16 protein-coding genes are annotated in these 16104 nt (G+C 62.8%); 4 read left to right on the forward strand and 12 right to left on the reverse strand.

What is annotated here, in order from left to right:
- Nucleotides 1–259 precede the first annotated feature (259 nt).
- The 3 genes from ACOJCM_RS08255 to ACOJCM_RS08265 form a co-directional block, all read right to left on the reverse strand.
- Nucleotides 260–499: a hypothetical protein gene (locus ACOJCM_RS08255; RefSeq protein WP_445211581.1), complete on the reverse strand. Its 240-nt coding sequence runs from the start codon at nt 497–499 to the stop codon at nt 260–262.
- A gap of 158 nt (nt 500–657) precedes the next feature.
- Nucleotides 658–1038, reverse strand: a complete 381-nt coding sequence (locus ACOJCM_RS08260; protein WP_445211582.1) for a septal ring lytic transglycosylase RlpA family protein — start codon at nt 1036–1038, stop codon at nt 658–660.
- A gap of 206 nt (nt 1039–1244) precedes the next feature.
- Nucleotides 1245–2141, reverse strand: coding sequence for a diguanylate cyclase (locus ACOJCM_RS08265; RefSeq protein ID WP_445211583.1), 897 nt, complete (start codon nt 2139–2141; stop codon nt 1245–1247).
- Nucleotides 2142–2771: 630 nt separating this feature from the next.
- On the opposite strand from ACOJCM_RS08265, the gene ACOJCM_RS08270 reads away from it, so the two are divergent.
- Together ACOJCM_RS08270 and ACOJCM_RS08275 are read left to right on the forward strand one after the other, a co-directional pair.
- The gene (locus ACOJCM_RS08270; RefSeq protein ID WP_445211584.1) at nt 2772–3170 is read left to right on the forward strand and encodes an HIT family protein; all 399 of its coding nucleotides are present in this window, start codon (nt 2772–2774) and stop codon (nt 3168–3170) included.
- Nucleotides 3171–3323: 153 nt separating this feature from the next.
- Complete coding sequence (locus tag ACOJCM_RS08275; protein WP_445211585.1) at nt 3324–3707, forward strand: nuclear transport factor 2 family protein; 384 nt, start codon at nt 3324–3326, stop codon at nt 3705–3707.
- Nucleotides 3708–3754: 47 nt separating this feature from the next.
- On the opposite strand, the gene ACOJCM_RS08280 is transcribed toward ACOJCM_RS08275, so the two are convergent.
- From ACOJCM_RS08280 to ACOJCM_RS08310, 7 genes are all read right to left on the reverse strand, one after another.
- A complete protein-coding gene (locus ACOJCM_RS08280; protein WP_445211586.1) occupies nt 3755–5065 on the reverse strand; it encodes a glycerophosphodiester phosphodiesterase family protein in 1311 nt (436 codons plus the stop codon).
- 91 nt (nt 5066–5156) lie between these two features.
- Nucleotides 5157–5765, reverse strand: a complete 609-nt coding sequence (locus ACOJCM_RS08285; protein WP_445211587.1) for a LysE family translocator — start codon at nt 5763–5765, stop codon at nt 5157–5159.
- A 72-nt stretch (nt 5766–5837) separates the two neighbouring features.
- On the reverse strand, nt 5838–6647 hold the full coding sequence (locus ACOJCM_RS08290; protein WP_445211588.1) for an AraC family transcriptional regulator: 810 nt from the start codon (nt 6645–6647) through the stop codon (nt 5838–5840).
- Between the two features lie 144 nt (nt 6648–6791).
- A complete protein-coding gene (locus ACOJCM_RS08295) occupies nt 6792–6962 on the reverse strand; it encodes a hypothetical protein (RefSeq protein ID WP_445211589.1) in 171 nt (56 codons plus the stop codon).
- 158 nt (nt 6963–7120) lie between these two features.
- Complete coding sequence (locus ACOJCM_RS08300) at nt 7121–7432, reverse strand: hypothetical protein (protein WP_445211590.1); 312 nt, start codon at nt 7430–7432, stop codon at nt 7121–7123.
- 402 nt (nt 7433–7834) lie between these two features.
- Entirely contained in the window at nt 7835–8833 is a 999-nt protein-coding gene (locus ACOJCM_RS08305; protein WP_445211591.1) for an NADP-dependent oxidoreductase, read from the reverse strand.
- Between the two features lie 42 nt (nt 8834–8875).
- Entirely contained in the window at nt 8876–9187 is a 312-nt protein-coding gene (locus tag ACOJCM_RS08310) for a hypothetical protein (protein WP_445211592.1), read from the reverse strand.
- A 220-nt stretch (nt 9188–9407) separates the two neighbouring features.
- On the opposite strand from ACOJCM_RS08310, the gene ACOJCM_RS08315 reads away from it, so the two are divergent.
- Nucleotides 9408–12734: an AsmA family protein gene (locus ACOJCM_RS08315; RefSeq protein WP_445211593.1), complete on the forward strand. Its 3327-nt coding sequence runs from the start codon at nt 9408–9410 to the stop codon at nt 12732–12734.
- A 105-nt stretch (nt 12735–12839) separates the two neighbouring features.
- Entirely contained in the window at nt 12840–14027 is a 1188-nt protein-coding gene (locus ACOJCM_RS08320; RefSeq protein ID WP_445211594.1) for a diguanylate cyclase domain-containing protein, read from the forward strand.
- A 15-nt stretch (nt 14028–14042) separates the two neighbouring features.
- Here the strand turns inward: ACOJCM_RS08320 and ACOJCM_RS08325 are convergent, their stop codons facing one another.
- Nucleotides 14043–15512 carry a dihydrolipoyl dehydrogenase gene (locus tag ACOJCM_RS08325; protein WP_445211595.1) on the reverse strand — a complete coding sequence of 490 codons (1470 nt, stop codon included), beginning with the start codon at nt 15510–15512 and terminating at the stop codon, nt 14043–14045.
- A gap of 106 nt (nt 15513–15618) precedes the next feature.
- Nucleotides 15619–15807: a DUF3008 family protein gene (locus tag ACOJCM_RS08330; protein ID WP_445211596.1), complete on the reverse strand. Its 189-nt coding sequence runs from the start codon at nt 15805–15807 to the stop codon at nt 15619–15621.
- Nucleotides 15808–16104: the final 297 nt, after the last annotated feature.

The following is a 16104-nucleotide window of genomic DNA, read 5'->3' on the forward strand; positions in this document are numbered from 1 at the left end:
CTGGGGTTTGGCCTGGCTATCGTCATGGTCTTTCCCCTCGTGACAGCGCTGCTCTTCTCCGCTTTCGGCGACATGGAGCCGGCTAACTGGGGACATTTCTTTTCAGGTAGCCTGTTTTTCCTTGCCATCGCCGGGCTGGCGCTGATGCTGGGTGGCGGAGCACAACGGGCACTGCAGCGTCATGGATGCCGGAACGCCCCTGAGCGCACCGAAATCGCCAGGGGCCGGCTACGTCGGCCCCTGGCTAAAGGGCGGAAATTCAAGACAGGTCAACTTCCTCAGCCAGCTCCTGGGCGATCAGGGCGTCGGCCAGCGCCCGCGAAGCGAGGGCGAATTCCACCCGCGCAGCGCTGAGTGCGCTCAGGTCCTTGCAGGTACCGTCCCGCTCCAGGCGATCCAGTTTTGTCTTGGCCATGACGAGGCGCTTGCACAGCGCCGCATTCGTGGCCACTTCCTCTATTTCGCCAAGCAACTCTACCGGCTCGTGCAGCATGTTCATTGGTTTCTTCTCCCTGCGCCATTCGGTTACGAAAGAGCGTCACGGCGACTCTGGTTGGTCGCTTGAGAGTCATATCGGCCCGGGCGGGCCAAACTGAAGGCACAGGGGAGAAACGTGTCGCTCGGAGAGAGACTCACGCGTACGAGGCGGCTAGCGGGTTACTGAATGGCAGTGACCATGACGGGGGCGACACCACGTCTCAGCATGCCGAGTTCGCGTGCCGCGCGCTTGGAGAGATCGATGATGCGCCCTTTGACGTAGGGGCCACGATCATTGATCAGCACTTCGACCTCCTGGCCGGTGTCCGCTCGGGTAACGACCACCTTGGTGCCCAGGGGCAGGCTGGGGTGGGCGGCGGTCAGGGCCTGCTGATCGAATGGCTCGCCGCTGGCGGTAATGGCGCCCTGCAAGCTGTCGCTGTAGAAGGAGGCGATGCCTTCCTCCTGGACCTCGGCTTCGTGCGCCGTGGCGTTGACTGCGAGTACCGCGAACGCACCTGCCAGGCAATAAGCGAGCAATGTCTTGGGTAGAGCTCCCATGGTATTACCTCAGGGTAGTCGTGTGGCGGTTATCGCTTTCATCGATGAGGTGCCGGTGAGCGTTATGGATAGTACCTGCCGAAGGCACACAGGGCAACCGTGTAAACCACGAAGGCAGCACGATGGGAGACGCTTGGCGACGTTGGCAGCAAGGTTGCGTGTCGTTCAGTCTCGCCTGGCTTGGCGACACGAAACCTCGGGCAGCCTCACGCCCGCTGGGCGTGGCCGGAGCGGAGCGGGGCTTCCCCCTGCGAAGGAATGGGGCGCAGGTGCGGCACCGTCGCCGTCCGGTTGCGTCCGCTCTCCTTGGCCGCGTAGAGGCCCTCGTCGGCCTGCTGGACCAGGATGCTGCGGTTGGCATCGCGTACGGGCAGCATCGAAGAAATGCCGATACTGACGGTGACACGAGGGGCCACCGGGGAGTCGGGGAAGGGGAGGGCTCGCTCAGCCAGCATGGCATGGATGCGCTCGGCCATGCGTTCGGCACCTTCCGTGCCGGTATGAGGCATCAGCACCACCATCTCCTCTCCGCCATAGCGAGCCACCAGGTCGCCTGGCCGGGCGGCGGCGCCCCGCAGGATGCCGGCAACTTCACGCAGGCAGGTATCACCGCGTTGGTGGCCGTAGCTGTCGTTGAAGCATTTGAAGCAATCGATGTCGATCATCAGCAGGCTGAGCGGCTGACGCTCCCGCGCCGCACGCCGCCACTCCATCTTCAGCACGCGCTCGAACTCGCGGCGATTGGCTATGCCCAGCAAACCGTCGCTGGCGGCCTGGCGGGCCAGCCTTGCATTGCAGGCTTCGAGTCGCTTGCGCTCCTGTAGTAGCCGGGCTTCGCGGGCGCGATAGACGTGTTGCATGGGAAGCAGAACCAGCGAAACCGCCAACACGATGCCGCCGGCAAAGGCGACTAGGGCGATGCCGCTATGCAGAATATCGGTAGCCAGTTTTTCCAGGGAACGGGCGGCGGTGGGGTACAGGCTGGCCTGCTCGGGAACCAGGCCATTGAACGCAAGGGTGGCATCGAGCAGCAAGGCAACGGCCAGGGCGATACCGAACAGGCTCGGGATATTGCTCAGTGGAGACTTTGGCTTCGTGCGCATGGCGTTCGTCTCGTAGCTGGGCTGCTGTTTCAGGTCTGTCCCTCGGCACCTGCGGGTGTTGCGAAAAAAAAGGGCCGCAAAGCGGCCCAAGTACGCAGGGAACTAAAGGATAGTGCTAACTCATCGCAAGAGCGTGCCATCGGCCAGTTAAGCAGGTAAAGCTCGTCGGGGTCCTTCCCGTCTGCAACCGTCCTGGCTTGGCGAGCCTCTGGGTACGAAACCGCTATGTCTGGCTACGCACCGCTATGCCTTGGTTAAGCGAAAATAGTGCCATGTTTATAAAAAATTCTTTTTCATCAACGAAGTGCGCTAAACATTCATGCCCGGGCATGACTCGTGAAGTCGTTTCGGTCCACTTGAACCTGCCAAAGTGTTCCCAATGGGAGACGCAAACGTTACAGGTGAGCTAATAGCCAATGAAAACATTGGCTTATTCGTCTGCTTTTGGCGACAGGGCTAAATGGAGGACTGGCGCCAGGTGGGCAACAGGCGAGCGGGTGCGCCAAGCCGGAAATGGTGCCCGGCGCGGATTTGGCGAGCCAGTGGGGTGGACCGGTGCCGTTTTAGAGACGAAACTGACGGCTCTGCCTGGTGGGGCATCGTGGTGTTTTTCGTCTGGGGAGTATCGCAATGGCAAGCATCTTTTCCCGCATCATTCATGGCGAGTTACCGGCCGAGTTCGTCTGGTCCGATGAGCAATGCGTCGCTATCATGACGCTCAACCCTATGAAGCCCGGCCACCTGCTCGTGATTCCCCGCGAGGAAATCGATCACTGGGATGACCTCCCGGTGGACTTGAGCGCGCATCTCATGGCCGTGTCGCAACAACTCGCCAAGGCGCTCAAGCGGGCCTTTCCCTGTGAGCGAGTAGGAATGATGATCGTGGGGCTCGAGGTTCCGCACGTCCATCTGCATCTGGTACCGATCGATGCCATGCAGGATATCCGTCTGGAAGGGTTGCCCCAGGCGAGTAGCGAGGAATTGGCGGAGAATGCCGACCGCATCCGCGGGGCCTTCCAGGCCCGGTGACGCCCGCCTTCCCGCGTAGGCGATAGCTTACAGGTTTCGGCGTTTTTGTCTGATGGCGCTTCCAGGTTGCTGGTCTAGTATGGATGTTTTCCTAAGCCTGCTGTAGTTCACGGTGGGGCTATCCCGTCAGAGTGCGGGTGACATGGAGGACATGTGGACGAGACACTACTGCTGGAAACCCGCCGTCAGTGGTACGCCGCCTATATCGAAGGCAACGTCGGTCGTCTGGATCACATCGAGAGCGACGATCTCGTGGTGATCAATGAGGCGGGGCTGCAGGGAAAGCTGGACCAGCTCGGTAACATTGCCGAGGCTGTGGCGGCAGACCAGTGGTTTTCCCGAGGCTGTCGTGCCGAGGATGACGTGGTGAAGCTGCTCCCTTACGGCAACCTGGTGTCGATCCATGGGCAGGGGCGGATCGTCGGTGACGGCCTGGCGCGTCCCGGCCTTTATTTCAGTGAGCTGTGGCAAAAGCTCGACGGGCAGTGGAGCGTGGTGTCGCTGCATTTCACTACCGCCACGACGACATCGAGCTGATGGCCAGTGGGCTGGCTACGCCGGCAGCCTTGGCCACCGGCGTAAGGCTAGTCAGTGCTGATGCAATTGGCATAGAAGCCCACGGTCGCGGGCCAGTCGCTGAAGACCCCGATGACCCCGACATCCCGTACCAGGGCGTCGAGGGTGATCAGCTTGTCGCCCTCCCGCCGAATGGCTTCTTCCGTCGTCTGGTGATACCACTGCCCCCCTTCGGCCAGCGGGCCCGAGCGCTCCAGGGTCCATGTGATCAGCTCCAGCCCTGCTTGTTTAGCGCGTTCGGCATACGCTGAAGGCACGATGCGGCTGTCCTGTTCACCGAAGTCGGGGTTGGCGGCCAAGAGCATCCACATGGGGGGCGCCACGATACGAACCCCCCGTTCCGCCAGTTCCTCCATGCTCGGCGACCAGCTGTCAGGATCGGTATGGTCGAATGCTTCGTCCTCGTAGCGCCCGTCCAGGAAAACGGCCTGTTCGCCGAACTCCGGTTCGTTCTCGATCCAATAGAGCACGTCCTCGAGACTGAAAGACTGGGCGAAAACGTCGCCGGGTGACACGTCGGCCTGCTTGTATTCGTCGACCAGCTTTTGCGCGTAATCCTCCTGGCTCATGCCGTCGAACGGCATTTCCACTTCGGGCGCCTTGAGCTCCGGGGTCATCTTTACGTCAAGGCGCTTGAACAAGTCGATGGTGTCGGCATGGCTCATCAGGGTGCCGCGGGTGGCGTAGAGGTCGGTGCGCCAGCCGGGCGTTCCGTCCAGGTACTCCTCCAGGCTGGTTGCCTCCTGGTTGGCACCTTCCATGGTGCCACGCAGTGAACGAAACTCGGCCAACGAGATGTCGCTGGTACAGCAGCGAATCTCGGCAGCGTTGGTCAGCTCGCCGCTCTCGGGGTCGATCTCGGGAGGTACGCTGCACTTCTCGGCGAGTTCTGTCTCGACGATGTTGGTGGTGGCGTGCAGGTCGCATTGGGAGTGCCGGCATACCAGTTCCTTGTCGCTGGTAAAGGTTACGTCGCATTCGACGATTCCGGCACCGCCCTGAACCGCGGCCAGGTACCCTTCGAGGGTATGCTCGGGAAACTGCAGCGGCGCGCCGCGGTGGCCGATGACGAGATCCGATGGCTGCCAGTCGGTGTGCTGGGCGGCGCATTCGAGCAGCTCGGCCTTGAGTTCGCGCTCACGCTCGGTCTCCTCGCTCATGTCATTGACCAGAAACAGCGGGCGCGGACCGAGCGTCACCTGGCTGGCGGCTTCCAGCAGGGCATCGTCCCACTCGGGTGCATTCTCGTCCGCTCCGGCCTGAGCCGGGTCGGTGGCCAGCACAGCCAGGCAGGCCAGGATGGGGAGTGTCTTGTTCATGGCGTGTCTCGCTTCTTCGTTGTTGGCGTGGGCCACGGCTGACGCCAGCGGCCAGTTTTGAGCGTAGCCAGGCGCAGCGGTAGCAGCCAGGCTAACGCTCCGCCATTGCCAGACGTACCGCCATGGCAAGGAAGCCCACCGCGAGCCCGCGTCGCAGCCAGGTCAGTGCGGATGGGCTTGCCTGCAACCGTGGGCGTACAACGGCAGCGCTGGCGCCGTAGACGATGAATACCGCAAGCGTCATGAGCATGAAGGCCAGGCTCAGCTCGGCCATTCGTGCGAGCGGCGCATCCCCGGCCTCGACGAACTGCGGCAGGAAGGCGAAGAAGAATAGGGTGAGCTTGGGATTGAGCAGGTTAACGAATACGCCGGTAACGATCAGCCGACTGGCCATCGGGGGTGTCGGCCCGGCAATGGGCAACGCGCCTTCCCGTGCTCGCAACATGCTCCAGGCAAGGACGAGCAGGTAAGCGACGCCCGCCAGCTTGAGCAGTTGGAAGGCCGTGGCACTGGCGTGCAACAGCGAAGCCAGCCCGGTGATGGCGGCGAGCATGTGCGGCACGATGCCAAACGTACAGCCCAGCGCTGCCAGAGTGCTGGCGCGCGTGCCGTGTGCGAGGCCAGTGGCGAGGGTGTAGAGCACACCGGTGCCGGGGGAGGCGACGACTAGCAGTGAGGTGAGCAGGAATTCCGGGGTCATGGTCAGGCTCCGATAGCGTTTCGACGCCATCGTGGCGCTAACGAGCCGATGAATCTTGAATGAAATTGCAGCTCAGGAGGAGTGGAGCGCGCGACGGTAGCGCCCTGGGGAGAGCCCGAACTGGCGGCTGAAGGCCCGGCTCATGTGGCTCTGGTCGGAGAAACCGGCAATGATGGCCGCTTGGCTCAAGGGCTCGCCTGCCGCTATCAAGCGCCTGGCCAGCTGGATTCGCCGCTGTATCAGGTAGGCGTGGGGCGTGATTCCCAGCGCCTGCGCAAAGCAGCGCAGCAGCCGATAGCGGCTCAGCCCCGCCATATCGGCTAACTCGCCCAGGGTAACGGTCCGGTGCGGCATATCATCGAGGCGTTGGCGTACCTTGACGATGGCACTCGGTATGCCAGGGTCGGCTGAGAGGCGTTGCGAACCATGGCGGGAGAACGCCGCTCCGAGCAACCGGGAACAGCACTCTTCAAGGCCCAGGATATCGCCTGGCGTCGTGGTGAGGCGATGAAACAGCTGTCCCATGAGCCGGCAGAGGAGGGGGTCGTCGAGAGCCGGACGGGTCAGTTCGACGAACGCTTCACTGCCGATGACCTGTCGAACCAGTTCAGGGTTGAAATAGAGCATGTACCACGAGCGCTGGGCGCCGGAGAGTGGGGCGCCGTCGTGGATCTCGCCGGGATTCACCGTGATGATGTCGCCCGCCACGGCATCCACCTGGCCGGCACCGCTCCAGGAGCGGTGACCACCGGCGGTGATGAGGCCGATGCCGTACTGGTCATGGGAATGGCGCGGAAAGACACGATCCGAGGCCAGGCTCATGGCCGTAAACCCGTCGATTCTCGTGGTATACGCGATAGCGCGATGGCGCTCTTTTGACACGATCACTCCCTGAGCCTGGCACGTCGGACCCAGTCAAGTCTGGCAGCCAGCATATTGGCTGGCGAGGAATCAGACAAAAAATGCCAGAGAGAACAAGTCGTTTTAATAGCGTTATTGTATTTGCAACCGGGCGCAATGAAAGGTTTAACGACTCGATTCTTCTTCTTCGCGCCTGTGTCGGAGCGCTTCACAGGTTGCATCTTCAAGATAGTACCAGGCGGCCTCATAGGCAGCCTGAAGTTGGCTGGCTTGATGTCCCCAGACTCGCAGGACCTCGTCATCATAGCCTGTAGAGATCGGATGTACCTGAGTCATGAGATGGTCCTCCTCGGGATTCTCAATTCTCAGCATAGGTGGCTTTGTTGCGTCGCAGCATAAAATTTTTGTAACTCTTATCGTCGACTAGGCCCCCACAGCAAGACGCCCCATCGGCAGGGCCGATGAGGCGTAGGTAGCTACAAGTAAGATTTATTTCAGGGCTGTGAATCTTCCTCGAACAGCTCGGCCTTGGCTTCGCGCATGACGTTTTCGCACGCGGCTTGGTGGGCGAGCTGGGTCAGCAGGCTCTGTGTGACGGCGAAACCCTTGCCCAGGCAGGTGTCCACGTCATCACGGCTGACGGTGGGAGTGACTTCGTAGTCGATCTTGATCGTTCTGCCGCTGCCGTCCAGTTTGTCTGCAAGGCTGCGGATGAACCAGGCGAGGCGCTCACGCCAACCGGTTTTGCCTTCGAATCCTTCGCTTACGCTGAACGTGCACTGCCATTCAGGTTTGTAGACTCGCATGAGTACCTCCTGCACTGGCTTGGATTATGAATGATCGATCGTGATGTTCGCTCCGCTTCTTTGACGAAAACTACCCTCCCAGCATATCAAACTTGTACCGAGCTTTCACGGACTGTGCCGTTTCGCTACGTTTGATCGGCCCATATCGGTTCCTTTAAAGGGGCCTACCGTTGCGCCGAGCTTCAGGAGAGTGTTCACCCCTTATATCGGTGCGGAGGGTGAAAACTTGAATGTTGCAGGACGCATGGAAGCGGTTTGAACGCCGCTGTGGGCTTGGGTCGGGGCGACAGGCGTGGCGCCGCTTGTCGGTCAGGCCGGCTAGACTCGAGCCAAGCGGGTAGCGTAACCAACGGCCGGCTTTCGGTTACAGCAGGAGCGGAATGTACAGTCCCCTACCAGGATTTACAGCCTTACCAGCATCTTGCCCCGGTTGGCCCCTTCGAAGAGTTTCAGGAAGGCATCGGGTGTGCGCTCCAACCCCTCTTCGATGGTTTCCTCGTAGTCGATTTCACCCCGTGCCACCCGCGGGCCCACCTCCTCGATGAAGTGCGGATACTCGGTCCAGTGATCGGCGACGATGAAGCCCTGCATGCGGGCGCGCTTGACCAGCAGGTTGGCCAGGTTGCTCGGGCCCTGCTCCTGGGTCTCGTCGTTGTAGCGCGAGATGAACCCGCACACGGCGATGCGGGCGCCGACCTTGAGATTGTCGAGTGCCGCTTCCAGACAGATGCCGCCGACGTTCTCGAAATAGACATCGAAGCCATCGGGGCAGGCTTCGTCGAGATCGGCGCTGAGCTGGCGGGTATCCTTGTCCCTGTAGCTCACGGCCCGGATGCCGCGCTCCTCCAGCCACTGGAGCTTGTCCGCGGCGCCCGCGATGCCGACCACCGTTCCCCCCTTCGCCTTGGCCAGTTGGACGGCGAGCGAACCCACGGCGCCGCTGGCGGCGCTGACCAGTACGTTGTCGCCTTCGCGCAGGTTGGCGATACGATGCAGCCCCGTCCAGGCCGTCATCCCCGGCATGCCGAGTACCCCGAGGTAGGCTTGCTCGGGTACGGCGATATCGGGCAGGGGCTCGAGTACGTCGCCCTTGAGCTGGGCGATGTCTCGCCAGCCCGCCATGTGTCGTACCTTGTCGCCGGACTTGAAGCGTTCGTGGCGCGACTCGATCACTTCGCCGATGGCGGCCCCTTCGAGGGGGGCGTTGAGCTCGAACGGGGCGACATAGGTTTTGATCCCGCTCATGCGGCCGCGCATATACGGATCTACCGAGAGCCAGGTGTTGCGTATGCGAACCTCGTCTTCCTTTAGCTCGGGGAGATCCTGATGATGAAGCGTGAACAGCTCCCTGGGCGGCAATCCCTGCGGATAATCGCTAATGGCGAAGTAGCGTGCCTGCATGTTGCCTCCTTGGCGTGCTTCCGGCCGGTATTGTCGGCATGATCAGCGTGGCGGTCCCTGCTCGTAGAGTTCGGCCTTGGCGTCGCGCATGATGTCCTCGCAAGCGGCCTGCTGAGCCAGTTGATTGAGCAGGGAGTGAGTCACCTCGAAACCCTTGACCAGGCAGGTGTCGATCTCTTCCGCGGTCACTTCCGGCTCGATATGGCATTCGATCGTCACCGTACGCCCCTTTCTGTCGAACCTGTCGGCCCATCGACGCAACCGCCAGGCGAATCTCTCGCGCCAACTCGCCTCCTCTCGGGCAGCTTCGTTGACGGTAAAATTGCAGCGCCACTCCGGCTTGTAGATTTTCATGCGAACCTCCCGTTCCGGCTGGGAACATCCCGTTGTCTTTCCTTGCTTCCGCCTGAGCGGTGGAGACGTCCATGATCTCAGCATAGAAGCTCTGCTCGCTTGGGGCAGGTTAGCGAGTGTGAGCAACCCGTACGTGGACGTTTCATCTCGGATTGGACCAATACCCGCTCTCTGTCCAAGGTTAGGGTAATCGACCTGTGCGGAATACATGGATGGAACAGTGAACAAGGTAGCTCGTTGGGTCGCCGTTGCGGTGGGGGGACTGCTGCTGTTACTGCTGGTGGCAGCGCTGGTTCTCGAATCCGCCTGGTTTCGTGGCTGGCTGGAGGATCAGGCCAGTGAGCAGCTGGAGCGCAAGGTGACGATCGGCGATCACGGTATCGACTGGGGATTGCCGCTGACCCTTCGACTCCACGAGGTGCGTGTTGCCAATGCGCCGTGGGCCGACGACCCCATGGCCCGCCTCGAGGAACTGTCGGTGACCCTGGACGTGGGCGCTCTGCTGCGAGGAAGGATCGAGTTGGAGCGGGTCGGTATCGACCGCCCTGAGGTCGTCCTGCTGCGTCGTGAGGACGGCACGACCAATATCGATGACCTGCTCGAAGAGGAACCCACCGAGGAGGAGGAAACCCCGCTATGGCCAAAGGCCTTCAATATCGACCGGGGGCGGCTGGTACTGCGTGATGCCGGCCGGGACATCGAGCTCGAATTGGCCTTCGACACGCCCGGGGAGAGCGCCGACGAGCTGAGCGTGGATGTCCGTGGAGAGGGTCGCGCACAGGATGATGCCGTCGCGTTTCAGGGCGTGGTGCACCTGGAGGTGGAGGAGCGGCGTGGTGCCATCGAGTCGTTTCAGGGGCGCATCGGAGAAAGTCGCCTGCGCGGCGACCTCGCGCTGGACCTGGGCCGCGACGTACCGCGCCTGCAGGCCGACCTCGAAGCCGATGTCCTCGACGTGGATCGCTGGCGCGCGCTACTGGCGGATGATGCCCAGGCGCCGCGTCGCGAAGGCCAGGACAACGCCGATCGACCCTTGAGGGAGCGGCTGGAAGTGCTGCGCGCCTTCGAGGCCGAGGTCGACATGGCCATCGGCCGGCTGCTTGTCGCCGAGCGTGCATTTCACGATGTCGAACTCCGTGCGGCACTGCAGGAAGGCGAGCTTGCCTTGGATCGATTCCATGCGCGGGAGCCGCTGGGCGAGGGCGAGGAGCGCCTGTTGCAGGTACAGGGGCGGCTGGATGCGGCTGACGAGAGCGAGGCGGCAAGCGTCGAACGGGGGCGCTTGGCCTACCGGGACACGGCACGGGGAATCGAGATCGAGGCGAGCTTCGAGGCGCCTGGCGGGTCTGCGGACGCTGCCGAGGCCGGGCAACGCCTGGACGTGCAGGGCGAGGGACGGCTTCAGGAGGATCGCGTGGCGTTCCAGGGTGCGCTCCACCTCGACATGGAAGCATGGCAGGGCGGTATCGAAGGTCTCCAGGCGAGCATCGGCGACAGCCACCTCGAGGGCAGCCTGGCGTTCGACCTGGGGCGTGACACCCCCTGGTTTGCGGCCGAGCTCGAAGCCGATGCCCTCGACCTCGACCGCTGGGGGCTGTTCGAGGAAGGGCAGGACGAGACCGCCTCGCCGCAGGACGCGCCACGACAGGACGAATCGCAGGAAGAAGCGCAACAGCAGGAAGAGTGGGACAGGCGCGCGGCGCGGGTGCTGGAGCGGCTGGAGGACTTCGAGGGCGAACTCGATTTGGCGCTCGGGCGCCTGCACTATGCCGATCAGACCCTGCATGACCTGGCCGTCGACGCGTCGCTCGAAGAGGGCCGGCTCTCCATCGCCCGCCTGCAGGCCCGGCAGCAGCTCGATGAGGAGCAGCCGCGCTCGTTGAACGTACAGGGTTGGCTCGAGGTGGACGAGCAGCGCCTGGTTGCCGACCTGCAGGCGGAGCTGGATCGCATCGACCTGACCGCGGCGCTCGCGCCGCTCGGGTTCGGGCCGCTGGGCACGCTGGACGGCAACCTCAATACCCGGGTGGTCGACGGCGGGTTGCTGTTCGAGGATACCGAGCTGGATTACCGCGCCCCGCATTGGGGGCTTGCGCTCTCGTTCACCGCGGACACCCGCACCGAGGGCGTGGAGGGGCAGCGGGTGCATCTTGTCGGTAACGGCAGCTACGAGCAGGAGCCCTTTGCCTTCGACCTCTTGGTGGGGCCGTTGCTGGACCTCACGGATCCCGACAAGGCCTATCCGGTATCCGGCGAGCTGGCCAGCGGCGAGACTCGGTTGTGGATCGACGGTAGCGCGGTACAACCCTTCGCGCTCGAGTCGCTGGAGGGCAGCGCGCGTCTCGAGGGGCCGAGCCCGGCGGAGCTCACCGACCTGACGGGCCTCAACTTGCCGGAGCTGCCGCCCTACGAGGTCAGCGGCTACCTTCGCTACCGGGACGACCTGCTCAACATCGATGGGTTGGAAGGCGGCTTCGGCGACAGCGACGTGGCGGGCGATGTGCGCATCCGCTTCGGCGAACAGCCCAAGCTATGGGCGACTCTGGAGTCGCAGCGGCTCGAGTCGGACGACCTGTTGCCGATGTTCGGGATGTCCCCGGAAACAGGCCCGGATGAAACGGAGTCCGCCGAGCAGCAGGAGTGGGAAGCGGAGGAGCAGCGCGCCGAGATGCTCTTCCCCGATCGGGAGTGGGACCTGGAGGCGCTGCGTAACACCGACATGGTGGTGGAATACGAGGCGGCCAATGTGCAGGCCGAGCATGTGCCGTTCGAGGATATGGCGCTCTCGCTGGAGCTGGAGCAGGGCGTGATGACGGTCGATCCGCTGCAGTTGGGGCTCGGCGGGGGACAGGTCAGGGCAAGCTGGAGGATGGATGCCCGCCAGGCGGCACTGGATGGGGACATGCAGTTGGCGCTCGACCAGGTCAATCTCGATGCCCTGCTGGACGAGGCCGGGCTGCCCGAGGTGGCTCAGGACACGCTTGGCGTGATCGGCGGGCGCGGTGAGCTGCGCTATTCCGGCCGCTCCATGCACGAGGTCATGGCCGGGCTCGATGGCGAGCTGGAACTCGCCATGTCCCAGGGCTGGCTGGACATCATCGCCGCCGAGCTGCTGCCGCTCAACGTGGCCAATGCTCTGGTGGCAGCGCTGGCGGGGGAGGAGCAGGTCCAGTTGGAGTGCACCTACGTGCAGTTCGTGGCCGATGATGGCCTGGTCGACTTGGCGGAGTTCTTCATGGCCACGGAAATCGCCCACTTCGAGGGGGCCGGCGCCATCAATCTGGAGACGGAACGGATGGACATGGCCTTTCAGGGCCATAACCTCGACCCCACCCTGTTTACCGGCAACTCGCCGGTGGAGCTGAAGGGTTCGCTGCGCGATCCGGAGGTGAACGTCATCACTCAGGAATTGCTTGCACGCGGTGCACTGTCCCTGCTGGGGGCCATCGCGGCACCACCGCTTGCCATCCTGCCCTGGGTCGACCCGGGTACCGGCGAGCAGGTCGGCATGGGCTGCGAGCAGGCGCTCGCGGAATTCGAGGATTGAGCCAGGCTCATTTGCATTAACCTGTTAACGCTTCATTACGGTACGCTGTATCGATCTCGGCGCAGCTCAGCGCGCTGAGCAAAGAGCGATACGGGTGAGAAGTGAATGAACAGGCCAGAGCAGATCCTGGTGGAGAAGCCCCCTTCCCCAGCCGAGAGCGATCCGTCAAAGGGTGCGAAGGGTTTTCTCCAGCGCTTCTGGCGCAACCTGATGACATCGGGCGGACGCACCTCGGAGAGCTGCCCCGACTACTTGCGCATCACCCTGCTCAATCTGACGCAGACGACCGCCGTGCTGGTGTGGTCGCTGTTCCTGGTCCTGATTCTCTTCGGCGTGCTGGAGCTTACACCAGGACGCCTGCTCATCGATGCGACCGGGTTGGTGATAGGGGTAGGCGTCGTCGCCGGGCTGCGCATGGGGGTGCCCGTCTCCTGGGCGGTGCACGCCACCCACGCGTTTCTCTTCCTGTGTCTGCTCGGGCTCTCGATTACCCGCGCCGGGAACCCGCTGACACTAACCCTGCCCTTGATCTATCCCGCCCTGGCCTTCCTGCTGCTCGACGACATTCGCCGCGGCCTGGCCGGCACGCTGCTGATGACGGCGGGCCTCAACATCCTGCTCTCCTCGGGCTATGGCCCCAACCTGCGGGATAGCGCCATGCTGCTCGATGGCGCGCTGACCATTACCGTGGTAATGCTGTTCCAGGCCGCCGTGATGGCGCTCTACGTTCACCACCGCAAGCAGGCGATCACCATGCTGCGCGTTGCCAGCTCGCGGCTCAACGAGCTGGCCAGCCACGACCCCCTGACGGGACTCTACAATCGGCGCACATTCATCGAAGTGCTCGAGCGCGAACTCGCCCGGCGAGACAGCGACGGCCGCCAGTTGGCCTTTTTGCTATTCGACGTCGACCGCTTCAAGGCCTACAACGATCTTCACGGCCATCCCCAGGGCGACGAGTTGCTCAAGCGACTCGCGGCCGTCACCACCGAGGTCTTTTCGCGTCGTGAGGACGTGATATTTCGCCTCGGTGGCGAGGAGTTCGGCGTGGTGTTCCATACCCAGACGCCCGAACAGGCTGCGGAGATGGCCGACCGGCTGCTGGCCGCCATCGAAGCCATGGGCGAGCCGGCGCCTGCCGGGCCTCACCCAAGCGTGACCGTCTCTGCCGGGCTCTACCTCGTGGCCCAGGGGCACGACACCAGTGCCAACCGGATCTACAGCTATGCCGATCAGGCGCTTTACCAGGCCAAGGAGGCGGGGCGGGCACGCTGGGTGCAGGCCTCAGCGTAATCCGGTCGTGGTTCGCTACCCTCCAGGGCCGTATTCCATGCAGCGCTCGGTCATGGCGGGGCCCTGCAGCAGCGCGCTGCTGAGGTCGCGAAGTGCGCTGCGCAGCCCTTCTTCCAGTACCGGGTGGTAGAAGGGCATCTCCAGCATCCGTTCGACGCCCATCTTCTGCTCCAGCGCCCAGGCCAGCAGGTGGGCGATATGCTCCATTTGCGGACCGAACAGCTCGGCACCGAGAAACAGCCCCGAGCCATGCTCGGCATACAGCCGCACCAGGCCACGATTCTGGCGCATCACCACGGCCCGGCCCTGATCCTCGAAGCAGGCGCCGCCTTCGGCAACGTTGTCGCAGCCGAAGCGGCTGGCCGCTTCATCGCGGCTCAGGCCGACGGTGGCCATCTGCGGGTCGGTGAAGGCAATCGTCAGCGGTGTGCTGCGACGACCGGCACGACGTTCGGGATAGCGCCCGGCGTTATGCCCGGCGATGCGACCCTGCTGGTTCGCCTCATGCAGCAATGGCAGCTCCTGGCTTGAATCGCCGGCAATGAAGATATGCCCGGCTTCGCCCTGGTCGCTGTTGCCGCGGCACTGCATGGTGAAGCGGTTGTAATGGGGCATCCCCTTGTCATCCAACGCCAGGCCGGCGTTTTCCAGGTCGAGGCGGTCGATATTGGGGCGCCTGCCGGTAGCGGCCAGTAGATAGTCGAAGCGCTCGGTCAGGCGTCTACCGCTACCGCGCTCGATAAAAGTGATCACTACCTGGGCGCCGTTGCGCGCGATGTCTTCGACCTGTGCAGACGAGTCGAGGTAGAACGTTTCGTTGAAGGTGCGCTCGGCATACTTGCGCAGCGCCGTCTCCTTGAAGGGACCGAGCGAGCCGCTTTTTCCGAATAGGCGCAGGCGCACCCCCAGGCGGGCAAGTGCCTGGCCGAGCTCAAGGCCGACGCTGCCGGCGCCGAAAACGGCAACCGAGTCCGGCAGGTCTTGCCAGTCGAACACCGCATCGCTGTCGAGCAGGCGGTCACCGGCCGGAGCCAAGGCGTCTGGCCAGTGAGGGCGAGAGCCGGTAGCGATCACGATGGCGCGGGCGTGCAAGCGCAGGTCGTTGCCAATGCGCAGCGTATGCGGCGCCTCGAAGCGGGCATACCCTTCGATGCAATTATGCGGCTCGATGCGCTGCATGGATTCGAGCACGTTTTCCACGAAGGCATCGCGTTGCCGCCTGACACGGGCCATGACCTCGCCGCCGTTGATTTCGACAGGCCCCGTCGTGATGCCGAAACCGGCCGCTTCGCGGGCATGGTGAGCCGAGTCGGCGGCTGCGATCAGCAGCTTGGAAGGCATGCAGCCTACCCGGGCACAGGTCGTGCCGGGCTCCCCACCTTCGATAAGGACCACCGAGTCACTGTACTGCCTGGCGGTCTGCCAGGCGCTCAGGCCGGCCGTACCGGCTCCGATGATGGCGATGTCGACGTCCCGAGCCTGCATCTCCCGCCTCCCTGGCATCCTGGTTTGGGCATGAATGGCATGAATGGCATGAATGACTAAAGCCTAGACGCAGGATGCCGGGAGCGGCCAATGCGGGAAACCGGACTCATGACTTGCGGTTATGGGCAGGTTTGTCGTTCTGACTGGTCGAAGCCATTTTCTCGAGCTCCTTTTCGTCCATGGATTCGTACATCTGCTTCGACGCACCTTCGAGTTCGCTGACCTTCTTCTCTCCGCGCTTGGCGGCAAGAGCGGCGCCGGCCGCCATTTGCTGAGCTTCCGATTTGGCTGGCATGGTTGTCTCCTTGATCGATGTGCTTTCCCTCAGCATCCTGGATCTGATGCGTTCTTGGCCGGAGGAGCTGCCTTGTAGGCTAGTACCGTTGATGCTTGTTGAAAAACCGTATCGGTGTCATGAAACCTGCCGTTTCTTAAAGTTACAAATATTGTTCGCTAATTCATACCGTAAACGTCGTTATTGAACAAAGACATGCATTACTAGCGAACATAAGTAAAACAAGGAAAAACAATATATAAGTTACTTTTGACTGTGGGCTGGCAGCGTGGTATCTGAGTGTTTAATACCGATAAC

This window comes from Billgrantia hypersalina (assembly GCF_052584175.1).